Source organism: Xanthobacter sp. DMC47, from assembly GCF_056313845.1.
Map to the genome: position 1 here is coordinate 342123 of NZ_JBQUZM010000004.1, position 13166 is coordinate 355288.

Below are 13166 nucleotides of genomic sequence, written 5' to 3' on the forward strand. Positions count from 1 at the left end.
GTTGACGGAGCGTTATAGCCGCCCGGCGCGAGGTTCGGGACGCATGATCCTTGCCAAGCGGGAAGTCGGGCGGGTAAGAAGGGGACCGTACACAGTTCGCGTTCCGGAACAGGCTCTTCGGCCCCGGTTGCCGCGGCTGCCGCTGGGCGTGTCGGGAATTCAGGCGGGTCGCCGCGCATGCGACAGCCCGGAATCAAGGCATCCCCAATTGCCGATGGCGGCACCCTCAGGGACGAACCCCCGTCACCGAGGACCCTTTCAGCAAGCGCCCAAGCGGCGCGGGCGGCATGCCTCGAAACCAGCTTCGCCGATGGTCCGCGAGGGGACGATCTGGGGAATCGGGCGAGTGTGTACCGTGGCCGGAACGAGGCGCCCGCCTCCGCCCCGGCCTGAACCCTTCATCGAGGAGCGGGTAGCCGAGGGCATGGAATTTTTTCCGCACGACATGCGCGCTGAGCGCGCTTCCGTGTGCCCCGCCCCCGAGCGTGCGAGCGACGCGCTTGGGCGTACCTGCGCCTCCCCTTCTTCCTCACGTCATCACATCCGGCGCCAGAACGGCGTCGCGGCAGCGCCCGCAGGGGTCGAGCCGCGGCCGTCGCGGAGCATTGCTCCCGGCGCCGTGAAGAGAGATTTCCATGGCCAACAAGATGCTCATCGATGCGACCCACCCGGAGGAGACCCGGGTCGTGGTCGTGCGCGGGAACCGGGTCGAAGAATTCGACTATGAGTCCGCATCCCGCAAGCAGTTGCGGGGCAACATCTATCTCGCCAAGGTGACGCGCGTTGAGCCGTCGCTGCAGGCGGCCTTCATCGAGTACGGCGGCAACCGCCACGGCTTCCTCGCCTTCAGCGAGATCCACCCTGATTATTACCAGATCCCGGTCGCCGACCGCCTGGCCCTGATCGAGGAAGAGGAGCGCGCCGCGCGCCTCGCCGAGGATGAGGCTGACCTCAAGGAGCGCCGCCGCGAGCGCAGCCGCGCCAAGCGGTCCCAGCCGGACCAGAGCATCAGCGCCGCCGCCGAGCCGGTGGAAGCCGTTTCGCCCGAATTCGGCGATGCGGAACTGAGCAATGCGGATTTGGGCAATGCGCCCGCCGCCGATGACGTCGAGGCCACTGCTGGCTCCGCGCCGGAATTCGTCGCCGAAGCCTCCTCCGAAGATTCGCACACCCCGGCCGACCATCACGCCGAGCCCATGAGCGCGCTCGTCGCGCCCGCAGAGGCGGCTGAGGCGGCTGCCGCTGTGGTCGAGGCCGCCATCGACGCCCCCCTCGGCACTCCCCTGCCCGCCCCCCAGGAGCAGGCGCCGGACGACGAAGACGCCCTGCGCCGCCGCGAGGCGGCCGAAGGCGAGAACGATCCTGCGCCGATCCTCGAAGGTGGCGCCGTCGTGCGCGACGACGAGCCCGCGCAGGCCGCCGGCGATGACGAGGCGGACGAAGAGGACGACGCCGAAGACCACGGCGAGGACGAGCACGACGAGGAAGAGAGCGACGAGGACTCCGAGGAGACCTCTGAGGAAACCTCCGACGACAAGGCTCCGGAGGAAGAGTCCGCGCGCGAGACTCGCTACGAGGACGGGCACCGCTCCCGCCGTCATCGCGGGCGCCGGAACGACCGCAAGCGCGACAAGGACGAGGACGACGACGAGGACGACAGCGATGTCGACCAGATCGACGAGGAAGAGGAAATCGAGCACCTCGGCGCCGATGACGACGCCCTCGAGGAGGTGCCGGAGCGCGCGCCGCAGCGCCGCGCCCGCAGCTACAAGATCCAGGAAGTCATCCGCCGCCGTCAGGTGATGCTGGTGCAGGTGGTCAAGGAAGAGCGCGGCAACAAGGGCGCCGCCCTCACCACCTACCTCTCCCTCGCCGGCCGCTATTCCGTTCTGATGCCGAACACCGCCCGTGGCGGCGGCATCTCCCGAAAGATCACCAACGCGGTCGACCGCAAGCGTCTCAAGGAAGTGGTGCAGGATCTGGAGGTGCCGGAAGGGATGGGCATCATCCTGCGCACGGCCGGCGCCAACCGCACCAAGACCGAAATCAAGCGCGACTTCGAATATCTCCTGCGGCTGTGGGAGACCGTGCGGGAGATGACGCTGTCGTCCACCGCGCCGAGCCTCGTCTACGAGGAAGGCTCGCTCATCAAGCGCGCCATCCGCGACCTCTACAACAAGGACATCGACGACATCCACGTCGCCGGCGAGGAGGGTTTCCGCGAGGCCCGCGACTTCATGCGGATGCTCATGCCGAGCCACGCGAAGTCGGTGCTGCCCTATCGCGAGCCCCAGCCGATTTTCGCCCGCTATGGCGTGGAGCAGCAGCTCGATGCCATGTTCTCCCCCGTGGTGCAGCTCAAGAGCGGCGGCTACGTGGTCATCAACCCCACCGAGGCGCTCGTCTCCATCGACGTGAACTCCGGCCGGGCGACCCGCGAGCACCATATCGAGGACACCGCCCTCAAGACGAACCTCGAAGCTTCCGAGGAAATCGCCCGCCAGTTGCGCCTGCGCGACCTTGCCGGCCTCATCGTGATCGATTTCATCGACATGGAGGAGAAGCGCAACAACCGGGCGGTGGAGCGCAAGCTCAAGGATTGCCTCAAGAACGACCGCGCCCGCATCCAGATCGGCCGCATCTCGCATTTCGGCCTGCTGGAGATGTCGCGCCAGCGCATCCGCACCGGCGTGCTGGAAAGCTCCATCGAGGTGTGCCCGCACTGCGGCGGCACCGGGCACGTGCGCTCGGCGGCCTCCGTCTCGCTCCAGCTGCTGCGCGCGCTGGAGGAGCAGCTGCTGCGCTCCCAGACGCACAATCTCATCGCCCGCACCCGCACCGAGGTGGCGCTCTACGTTCTGAACCAGAAGCGCGCCCACCTGCGCGAGCTGGAGGAGCGCTTCAGCGTCACCCTCGCCATCGCGGCGGACGAGACCGTCACCGGCCACCAGCCCTTCATCATCGAGAAGGGCGATATCGCCGCCCCCGCACCGGCCGCGCCGCGGCCGAGCACGGTGGTGCAGCCCGACTCCATCCTGCCCGACGAGGATTTCGTCGAGGAGGATGAGGAGGAAATCGTCGAGGAAGCCGAGACCGAGGCCGACGCAGAGGCTGCCGAGGGCAATGGCGAGCGCTCCGACGACGCCGGCCGCAAGCGCCGCCGCCGCCGCCGCCGGCGGCGGGGTGAGCGCGAGGAGGGTCGCGAGGGCGCTGAGGGCACCGATGGCGAGGAGGAGGATGACACCTCCGCCGACGCCGCAGAAGCCCAGGAGGGCGCGCGCGACGACAGCGCCCGCGAGGATGACGACCGCGACGACGAGGAGCGCGGCGAGGACGAGCGCGCCGATGGCGAGCGGTCCGACGACGAGAACGGCGATCGCCGCCGTCGCCGCCGCGGCCGCCGCGGTGGCCGCCGCAACCGCCGCGAGCGGGACGACGAGGCCCCGCTGAGCGCCGATGGCGAGAGCGACGGCAACGAGGAAGCCGACGAGGAGCAGCCCTCGGCCGCGGAATCGGACGAGACCGCCGCCCCCGTCGCAGCGTCGTTCGTTGCGGAAGAGACGTCCGAGACCAAAGCCGAGCCTGCACCCCCTCCCGCCCTGGTCCCGGCTCCCGAGCCCGTCGCCGAGGTGGAGACCCCGGAGGCTGCGCGCCGCCGGCGTCGCTCGACCGTTCGCGAGAAGGCACCGGTCATCCTGTCCGATGGCGGCACAATTGCTCCGGCAGCCCCCGCGGCAGCGGAAGCGCCGGCCGAACCGGTGGCCGAACCGGTGGCCGAGCCCGCGCCGGCTGCTGCGGCGCCCGAAGCCGCTGCGCCCGAAGCTCCCGCGCAGCTTGCCCCGGCGCCCGAAACCCCGGCCGCCCCGGCCGAGCCTAGCGCGCCTCCCGCCAAGCCCCGCTCGGGCTGGTGGCAGCGCAAGCTGTTCGGCGAATGAGGCCTTCCGGCACTCTACTGTCCTGAATCCGAAAGGGCCTCCTCCCGGGGAGGCCCTTTTCATGTCTGGTCCCGGCTCAGGTCAGGCGCTGCGGACGAAACCCTCCCGTTCGTCGCGAAGAGGCCACGTTTCGCCCCCATAGCGATGCCCGTGCGAGTCCTTGACGGTGCGCATGGGTAAGGCCTTCTCCGGGTCCTTCACCTCGGCGCGGCGTCAAGGCCGGCGAAGGACAGCGGGCACAAGAAGGCTGTGGCGGTTGCCTTGGGGCGTCGGTTTCCCCAATGTAGTCGCTTCGCATTGGCGCCAAGTCGGGTTATGGCGGGTCGCACGCCGCAAGGTCGCGCTCCGGCAGGTTTCGTCCGGGCAGGCTTGCGCAGGTGGGCCCTGAAACGGTGTGGTCCGGCGAGGGCCGCGACGATCAAGGGCAGCCGTGGCCGGAGCTAAGGCAGTCGAGCGCCTGGCTTTGGGCGTCCCTCGGGTTGCGGCGGGAGGAAGCTGCGAGATGCGGGTGATTTTGAGGTTCCTGGGTTTCCTGTTCGCGCTCGCCACGCTGGTGCTGCTGGCGGGTGCGGCCGGCGCGACCTATCTGGTCTGGAAATATTCCCAGGACCTGCCTGACTACTCCCAGCTGCAGAACTACGAGCCGCCGGTGATGACCCGCGTCCATGCGGCGGACGGTGCGCTGGTGGCCGAGTATGCCAAGCAGCGGCGCCTCTACATCCCCATCCAGTCCGTGCCGCGCCTCGTCATCGAGGCGTTCCTTTCGGCCGAAGACAAGAATTTCTACGAGCACGGCGGCATCGATCCGACCGGCATCTTCCGTGCCGCGCTCAACCTCGCGCAGAACTACGGCAAGAACGTTCGCGCCCAGGGCGCCTCGACCATCACCCAGCAGGTGGCGAAGAACTTCCTGCTCACCAACGAGCGGAGCCTTGACCGCAAGATCAAGGAAGCCCTGCTCGCCCTGCGCATCGAGCGCGCCTATTCCAAGGACCGCATCCTCGAGCTCTATCTCAACGAGATCTATCTCGGCATGGGCGCCTACGGCATCGCCGCGGCGGCGCTGGTCTATTTCGACAAGTCCGTGGACGAGCTGAACGTGCAGGAAGTGGCCTATCTCGCCGCCCTGCCAAAGGCGCCGTCCAACTACAACCCCTTCCGCGAGCGCAACCGCGCGACCGACCGCCGCAACTGGGTCATCGACCGCATGGTGGAGAACGGCTTCGTCTCCCCGCAGGAGGGCGAGGCGGCCAAGAAGGCGCAGCTGGAGGTCACACCCCGTGCCACGGGCGCGCAGATCTTTGCCGCCGAATATTACGCGGAAGAGGTGCGCCGGCAGATCTACGAACGCTACGGCGAGCGCAAGCTCTATGAGGGCGGCCTCTCGGTGCGCACGCCGCTCGATCCCAAGCTCCAGGTGCTGGCCAAGAAGACCCTCACCGATGGCCTCGTGCGCTACGACGAGGAGCGCGGCTGGCGCAAGCCCGTCACTCACATCGATCTCCTGCCCGGCGACGACTGGGGCGTGAAGGTGGGCGAGGTGAAGGAATGGACCGACATTCCCTGGCGCCTCGCCATCGTGCTCGACGTCAGCAAGGACAACGCGCGCATCGGCCTGCAGCCGCCGCGCACCAAGTCTGGCCAGCGCTCCATCGAGCGCGAGGTGGGTCTCATTCCGGCCGAGGGCGCCAAGTGGACGCGCAAGGCCATCAACCAGGTGCTGAAGCCCGGTGACGTGATCTATGTGGAGCCGCTCGGCGGCGCCGGCGGCCAGTGGCGCCTGCGCCAGCCGCCCGGCGTCGAGGGCGCCATGGTGGTGATGGAGCCCACCACCGGCCGCGTGCTCGCGCTCTCCGGCGGGTTCTCCTACGACGAGAGCCAGTTCAACCGGGCCACCCAGGCCATGCGGCAGCCGGGCTCCTCGTTCAAGCCCATCGTCTATTCATCCGCGCTGGACAATGGCTATACGCCGTCGACCATCGTCATCGACGCGCCGTTCGAGCTTGAGCAGCAGGGCCAGGACACCTGGCGGCCGGAGAACTATTCCAAGAAGTATTACGGCCCGCAGACGCTGCGCTTCGGCCTGGAGCAGTCGCGAAACGTGATGACCGTGCGGCTCGCGAACGACGTGGGCATGCCCATCATCGCGGAATATGCCAAGCGCTTCGGCATCTATGACGACATGCCGCCTTACCTCGCCATGGCGCTCGGCTCCGGCGAAACCACGCTGATGCGCATGACCGGCGCCTACGCCATGATCGCCAACGGCGGCCGCAAGGTGACGCCCTCGCTGATCGACCGCATCCAGGACCGCTACGGCCACACGATCTATCGCCACGACGAGCGCGAGTGCCGAGGCTGCGAGGCGACCAAGTGGGAGAACCAGCCCGAGCCGTCGCTGATCGACCGCCGGCCGGTGGTGCTTGATCCCATGACCGCCTACCAGATCACCTCCATGATGGAGGGCGTGGTGCAGCGCGGCACGGGTACCGCACTCAAGGAGCTGGGCAAGCCCATCGCCGGCAAGACGGGAACGACCAACGACGAGAAGGATGCCTGGTTCATCGGCTTCACGCCGGAAATCGTCGTCGGCATCTATCTCGGCTACGACAAGCCAAAGCCGATGGGCAAGGGCGCGACCGGCGGCGTCCTCTCCGCACCCATCGTGCGGGACTTCATGAAGGTCGCCATCGCCGACCGCCCCGCCATCCCGTTCCGCGTTCCCGCCGGCATCAAGCTGGTGCGCATCGACCGCAAGAGCGGCCAGCGCACCAGCGCAGGCGACAGCAACGCCATCCTGGAAGCCTTCAAGCCGGGCACCGCCCCGCCGGATGGCTACTCGGTGGCGGGCTATGCGGGCACGGACGGGTCCAATCCCGAGCCCGTCACCCCGGTGGCCCGGAGCGGGACCGGCGGCCTCTACTGACGGTTTCCTCACCGTGTTTCCCACCGGCTGCGCGCTCTCCCACGCAGACGGTGGCGGTGCACCCTTCCCACGCCGTCCTGATGCTTGAGCTTTGCCTTGCGTCAGTATGCGGCAGCGGACGGGATCAGCCCGCTACCCATCCCTGCAACGCAGCAATCGCAGCACATTCCAGTCGGGACCATGCAGCGACGATGCGTGACCGGACAGCACCGCCAGCCCGGAATTTGACGCAGATTAACCTCATTCTCGTACCGTTCCTGTACAAGCGGGCAGAGATAGGTAAGCTAGTCACGTATGCCGGTAAGCTGAAGATATTGCGGGCGGACGGCTTTGTGGCGTCCTCTTGACGCTGAGGGCCGATAGTCGGGAGCTTCAGCCATGGACTGGAAAATGGCGGATCGCCTAGCTGCTGCCCGCGCCCATGGCCGCGAGGCCGTTGTCTTCTTCGACCAGAATAATCTCGTCACCTTCATCAACACGGCCGCTGAACGCCTGTGGGGATTGAGCCAGGCCGACGCCATCGGGCGCGATGTGGGCGAACTCATCCCCGGAGCCGAGTTTCCGCCCGGCGGTGCAGGCCGTACCGGACCAGGCGATGCCGGGCGGGCCAGCGAGCTCCCCCTCTCGATCATGCGTGGCGACGGCTCGCGGGTGGAGGGGGTCGTCTCCGTCACCCGCGCCCAGCACAAGCGGGAGACCTGCTATATCGCCTTCGTGCGCCCCACCGTGAGCACCACCACCGACCACAAGGGCCTCGGAATCCTCGCCGCCGTCGCCGAGAAGACCGACCGTGGCGTGCTCGTGGCCGATGCGCACGGCAAGGTGATCTACGCCAACCCGGCATTCCGTGACATGGTGGACCCTGGCGCGGAAGAGGCCGCCAGCCTCACGCTGGCCGAGCTGTTCGCCGGGCGGTTCGGCAACGCCGGTTTCGCGGAGCGGATCACGGACGCCATGGAACGGCGCATCGCCCTCGCAGAGGACGTTCCGCTCAAGCGCACATCGGGAATGGAGGTCTGGGTGTCGGCCAACGTCACGCCGGTCGTGGACCGCCATACCGGCGAGCTGGAGCAGGTCGTCGTCGTCGTCGCCGACATCACCCACACGCGGCTGGTCGAAGACCTCCAGCGCCAGGTTCTCGGCGCGCTGGCCGCCGATGCGCCCATGGCCGACATCATGGACATCCTGTGCCGCAAGGTGCAGGGCCTTGCCCCGGATGCGCTTTGCTCGATCCTGGGCGTCACGGCGGACGATCGCCTCACCGTGCTCGCCGCGCCGAGCCTGCCGGAGGCCTTCACCGCGGCAGTCGAGGGGCTGCCCATCGGCCCGAAGAGCGGAAGTTGCGGCACGGCTGCCTTCCGCGGCACCCCCGTGCTGGTGGATGACATTGCCACCAGCCCCCTCTGGGAGGATTTCCGGGACCTGCCCATTCCGCCCGACATCACCGGCTGCTGGTCGATCCCGGTGAAGCTGCGCGGCGGCAAGGTGGCAGCCACCTTCGCCTTCTATTTCCAGACCGCGCGCGGCCCGACACCGTGGCTGGAGAATGTCGTTGCGGCCTGCTCCGATCTCTGCGCGCTGGCGCTGGAGCGCTTCGAGGCCAAGAAGCGCATCGAGATGCTGGCCAATGTGGACACGCTGACCGGCCTCGCCAACCGCCGCCAGCTCCACGCCGTTCTCGAGGAAATGCTGGTGGAGGCCCGCACGCTGGAGCAGCCGCTCGCCGTGCTCTTCCTCGACATCGACCATTTCAAGGACGTGAACGAGACCCTCGGCCATTCCACGGGCGACCAGCTTCTGGTGGAGGTCGCGCGGCGCCTCAAGGCGCAGCTGCGCACCGGCGACGTGGTGGGCCGCACCGGCGGCGACGAATTCCTCATTCTGGTGCATGACTGCACGGCGGAGGAGGCGGCCCGCATCGCCCGGCGGCTGCTGGAATATGTGGCGGCGCCCATCACCGCCCAGGCCCTTCACCTCACCATGTCCGCCTCGGTGGGCATCGTGCTCTATCCCGAACATGGGGCAGATGCGGAAACGCTGCTGAAGCACGCCGATGCGGCTGTGCACGAGGCGAAGCGGAAGGGCCGCGGCAAGTTCCATTTCTTCACCGAGGAGCTGAACCGGCGGGTGCTCGACCGGCTGGTGTTGTCGGTGGCGCTCCGCGAAGCCATCCAGAACCGGGCGTTGCGCCTGGTGTACCAGCCGCAGGTGCTGCTCGCCTCCGGCGCGCTGCACGGCGTGGAGGCGCTCGCCCGCTGGACGGACCCGATCCACGGCGACGTCCCCGCGACCCGATTCATCCCCCTCGCCGAGGAATACGGCCTCATCGAGAGCATCGACGAATGGGCGGTCGAAGCGTCCTGCCAGCGCATCGCGGCCTGGCGCCAGGAAGGCGTGGAGGTGCCGCACGTCTCGGTGAACCTCTCGCCGCTCAGCTTCCGCAGCGGTGATATCGTCGGCTTCATCTCCGGCGCGCTGCGCGAGTACGGCCTCAAGCCGTCGGACCTCCGGGTCGAGATCACCGAGCGGGTGATGATGGACCAGCACCCAAACTCGTTCGCGACCGCGCGGGCCATCGAGGCCCTCGGCGTGCGCATCGCCATGGACGATTTCGGCACCGGCTATTCCAGCCTCAGCGCCCTCTCCCGCCTGCCCATCGCCGAGCTGAAGATCGATCGCTCCTTCATGCTCTCCATCGAGCAGGACCAGAACGCCCAGGCCCTGGCCACGGCGGTGATCCGCATCGGCCACAGCCTCGGCATGACGGTGGTGGCGGAGGGCGTGGAGACGCAGGCCCAGGCTGATCTCCTGCGATTCCTCGGCTGCCATGCCGCGCAGGGCTTCCTGTTCGCCCGCCCCATCGAAGCTGCGGACATCGGCACCTGGCTCGCGGCGCAACGCGCCAGATGAGCCATTTGCCCACCTGATCCCCCTCCCCGCCGGCCTGGCGTTTACACCTGCGCCCCTCGCCGCTATTTTCCGCGGCCCTCAGCCGGAGAAAGATGAGCCATGCGCGCGGAACTCGCCGCAAAAGTCGACGAGATCAAAGCCTCCCTCGACCTGTTGCGGTCCCACCTCGACGTGGAGCGCTCGCGCCGTCGTCTCGCGGAGCTGAATGCCATCGTGGAAGACCCCAAGCTGTGGGACGATCCCGAGCGGGCGCAGAAGCTGATGCAGGAACGCACCAGCCTGGAGGATGGCCTCGGCGCCATCGACCGGGTGGAGCGCGACCTTGCCGACAATATCGAGCTGATCGATCTCGGCGAGTCTGAAGGCGACGAGGGCGTGATCTCCGAGGCCGCAGCATCCCTCGACGGGCTGAAGGCGGAACTGGCCCGGCGCGAGCTGGAGGCTTTGCTTTCGGGCGAGGCCGATTCCAACGACACCTATCTCGAAGTCCACGCCGGCGCGGGCGGCACCGACAGCCAGGACTGGGCGGAGATGCTGCTGCGCATGTACCGCCGCTGGTGTGAGCGCCACGGCTTCAAGGTGGAGCTGATGGACGAGAGCCAGGGCGAGCAGGCCGGCCTGAAGTCCGCCACCATCCAGGTGAAGGGGCACAATGCTTACGGCTGGCTGAAGACCGAAGCCGGCGTCCATCGCCTCGTGCGCATTTCCCCGTTCGATTCCAACGCGCGGCGGCAGACGTCGTTCGCGTCGGTGGATGTCTATCCCGTGGTGGACGACCGCATCGTGGTGGACATCAAGGAAGCCGACGTGCGCGTGGACACCATGCGCTCCGGCGGCGCCGGCGGCCAGCACGTGAACAAGACGGAATCGGCGGTGCGCCTCACCCACATCCCCACCGGCATCGCCGTGGTGAGCGAGGGCGACCGCTCCCAGCACAAGAACCGCGCCACCGCCTGGAACATGCTGCGCGCCAAGCTCTACGACCTCGAGCTGAAAAAGCGCGAGGCGGAGGCCATGGCCGAGCAGGCGGCCAAGACCGACATCGGCTGGGGCCACCAGATCCGCTCCTACGTGCTCCAGCCCTACCAGCTGGTGAAGGACCTGCGCACCGGCGTCACCTCCGGCACGCCGCAGGAGGTGCTGGACGGCGATCTCGACCCCTTCATGCAGGCGGCCCTCGCCCAGCGCGCCTACGGCGGCGGACCGGAAAGCGTCGACGACGTGGACTGACATCCTTGAGTCCATCCGTCCGGGTACCGCCTTCCGGCACCGGGCCGGCTGTGTCGGAGACGCGACATTCGGGGCACTGCAGCGGCGGCCCGCTTCTTGCCTGAGGCTTCTTGGTCCCTCCGGACCTGGAAGCCTGTTTCATGACCGAACTTTTCGCCGTCTGCGCCACCTACGAGATTCAGGATGGCGACGCGCGCGGCTTCGTGCTGGCGCGGCTCGACGAGGACGGCAACAAGAAGGCGTGGCCGATCTTCATCGCCCGCCGCGGCAACAGCTTCCACGCTTATGAGAACGTGTGCCCCCACGAGGGCAAGCGGCTCGACGCCTATCCGGGCGAGTTCCTGGACCGAGAGGCCAATTTCCTCGCCTGCGGGCGACATCAGGCGAAGTTCGACCCCGACACCGGGGTCTGCTTCATCGGCCCCTGCAAGGGCAAGTCTCTCACGCCCATCGAGATCGTCATCGATGATGGTGACGTCTGCCTCGTCAACGTTCCCCTCGCCGAGGAGGATGGACTGGACGTGGAGGACCCCAACGAGATGCCCGAGGTGTTGATTACCGGCGATTGAGGCGCACCGCCTCCGCTGGACCAGAGGTCTTGTCCGAAAGGGCACGGCAGACCGGGGCCCCGTGCCCGGTCCGGCTTCCGTGGCCGGCGCACACGGGGTTCCGGGGCACCCCAGAAGGGGCACGCCCGTCACGACCTCACCCCAAGGATCATTTCATGACCGCTGTTGCTGACACGCCCTTTGCCAAGCTGAGCACCGAGGGCCGGCTCCTGAAGCCGACGCTGAATGCCGACACCCACGTGGCCGGCCGCTTCGGCTTCCGCGGCGAGATTTCCTATGACGGCCCAGAGACGGTGCTGAAGGAGGTGTTCTCGGTCAGCGAAGACGGCAAGCCCGCCATCGGCTTCCTCGCCGGCTCCATCACCAGCTACGAGGACCTTCCCAAGCTGGTGGAAAGCCTCGGCGCCGCCCTTGATGGCGACGGCAAGTATTTCGTCTATATCGCGGACCTCCCGCAGGGCAACCGACTGCTGATCCGCTTCGGCGATGTGAAGATCTTCGCCATCTTCATCGACGACACGTCGGTCTACAACGAGCTGATCGACACCTTCTACGTGGACAAGGTCAAGCTCAAGAAGTTCGACACAGCCGCCAAGCTCGACGCTCTCGCCGACGTCGGGCTGAAGTATGACGAAGTCTCCAATTACAAGGAGGTGTCCTACGCGGACGGCCTCGCCATCAAGAACGCCGCCTGACAGGGCGGCATTCGGCGACGGAGGCTGCCCCGCCTCCGTCTGCGGACCGCTATCCCCTGCGCGCGACGATATGGGACGGGTCGAGCCATGTGACACGCAGGCCGGCTCGTTCGAGGGCGGCTTTCAGTTGGCCGGCGCCATCGTCCAAGCCCCGCTTGGACATTTCCAGGAAGTGGACTTCAATAAAAACCGACCGCAGCTTGGCCTGTGCCAATGTCCGCGTCATGCCCCGGACCACATCAAGCTCGAAGCCCTCGACGTCGATCTTGATGACATGGGGACATTGGTCGGCCGAATAGACATCGCCCGGCTCGACCTTCACCTCGATGCAATCGCTTGCCTTGGCACTTGTGTTGAGCGTGTTGCTCTGGTGGTGCTCGCTGGTGCTGAAATGTGCCACGCCGGAATAATCGGCAAGCGCAACCGGAACGATTGTCACCTGAGGATAGGGCGCGACCGCTTCGCGCAGCACCTCAATGGTCGAGGGCGTGGGCTCGAAGGCGACGACCTGTCCAGTCGGCCCCACGGCCTCGGCCAGTTTCCGGCTGTAGAGGCCGATATTGGCGCCCACGTCCCAGACGACGTCGGCCGTCCTGACATCCTTCAGCAGTGCGACCCCGAAGGCGTCTTCGTAGCCGGTCCCAGCGATCTTGCGGTACAATTGAACCAGAGGCCTGAGTATTCCGACCTTTTGGCCGACACGACGAGCCGCTAGCGCGAGCGGATGAGCGTAATCCATATCGGCCTCCTGCCAAAATACCAGATGAACTTGGTATCAACGTATGGCCGCGCTCCCCTCCAACAGGAGTGGCGGCGTGACATAAACGGGGCAAACGAGGTCATGGCATCTTTCAGACATTGCCCTCGGCCGTCAACCGGAACACGCACGCCGTCGCGCTCT

The 13166-nt window shown here is 67.3% G+C and carries 7 protein-coding genes; 6 read left to right on the forward strand and 1 reads right to left on the reverse strand.

Features of this window, described 5'->3' with window-relative positions; genetic code table 11:
• The first annotated feature begins 635 nt into the window (after positions 1-635).
• The 6 genes from ACT54R_RS13330 to ACT54R_RS13355 all read left to right on the forward strand — a co-directional run bounded on the left by ACT54R_RS13330 (position 636) and on the right by ACT54R_RS13355 (position 12265).
• The gene (locus ACT54R_RS13330) at positions 636-3935 is read left to right on the forward strand and encodes an Rne/Rng family ribonuclease (RefSeq protein ID WP_476327010.1); all 3300 of its coding nucleotides are present in this window, start codon (positions 636-638) and stop codon (positions 3933-3935) included.
• Between the two features lie 502 nt (positions 3936-4437).
• On the forward strand, positions 4438-6861 hold the full coding sequence (locus ACT54R_RS13335; protein WP_476327012.1) for a penicillin-binding protein 1A: 2424 nt from the start codon (positions 4438-4440) through the stop codon (positions 6859-6861).
• 378 nt (positions 6862-7239) lie between these two features.
• Positions 7240-9771, forward strand: a complete 2532-nt coding sequence (locus tag ACT54R_RS13340; protein WP_476327014.1) for an EAL domain-containing protein — start codon at positions 7240-7242, stop codon at positions 9769-9771.
• A gap of 99 nt (positions 9772-9870) precedes the next feature.
• On the forward strand, positions 9871-11001 hold the full coding sequence (prfB, locus tag ACT54R_RS13345) for a peptide chain release factor 2 (protein ID WP_476327016.1): 1131 nt from the start codon (positions 9871-9873) through the stop codon (positions 10999-11001).
• A gap of 140 nt (positions 11002-11141) precedes the next feature.
• On the forward strand, positions 11142-11570 hold the full coding sequence (locus tag ACT54R_RS13350) for a Rieske (2Fe-2S) protein (protein WP_476327018.1): 429 nt from the start codon (positions 11142-11144) through the stop codon (positions 11568-11570).
• A 155-nt stretch (positions 11571-11725) separates the two neighbouring features.
• Positions 11726-12265, forward strand: coding sequence for a hypothetical protein (locus ACT54R_RS13355; RefSeq protein ID WP_168456664.1), 540 nt, complete (start codon positions 11726-11728; stop codon positions 12263-12265).
• 49 nt (positions 12266-12314) lie between these two features.
• Here ACT54R_RS13355 and ACT54R_RS13360 read toward each other — a convergent pair whose 3' ends face one another.
• Positions 12315-13004 carry an FkbM family methyltransferase gene (locus tag ACT54R_RS13360; RefSeq protein WP_476327020.1) on the reverse strand — a complete coding sequence of 230 codons (690 nt, stop codon included), beginning with the start codon at positions 13002-13004 and terminating at the stop codon, positions 12315-12317.
• Between the last annotated feature and the right edge of the window lie 162 nt (positions 13005-13166).

Excerpts from the sequence above, each read along its gene's own strand:
- ACT54R_RS13330 (WP_476327010.1), top strand. The coding sequence starts at position 636 with ATGGCCAACAAGATGCTCATCGATGCGACCCACCCGGAGGAGACCCGG.
- ACT54R_RS13335 (WP_476327012.1), top strand. The coding sequence starts at position 4,438 with ATGCGGGTGATTTTGAGGTTCCTGGGTTTCCTGTTCGCGCTCGCCACG.
- ACT54R_RS13340 (WP_476327014.1), top strand. The coding sequence starts at position 7,240 with ATGGACTGGAAAATGGCGGATCGCCTAGCTGCTGCCCGCGCCCATGGC.
- prfB (WP_476327016.1), top strand. The coding sequence starts at position 9,871 with ATGCGCGCGGAACTCGCCGCAAAAGTCGACGAGATCAAAGCCTCCCTC.
- ACT54R_RS13350 (WP_476327018.1), top strand. The coding sequence starts at position 11,142 with ATGACCGAACTTTTCGCCGTCTGCGCCACCTACGAGATTCAGGATGGC.
- ACT54R_RS13355 (WP_168456664.1), top strand. The coding sequence starts at position 11,726 with ATGACCGCTGTTGCTGACACGCCCTTTGCCAAGCTGAGCACCGAGGGC.
- ACT54R_RS13360 (WP_476327020.1), bottom strand. The coding sequence starts at position 13,004 with ATGGATTACGCTCATCCGCTCGCGCTAGCGGCTCGTCGTGTCGGCCAA.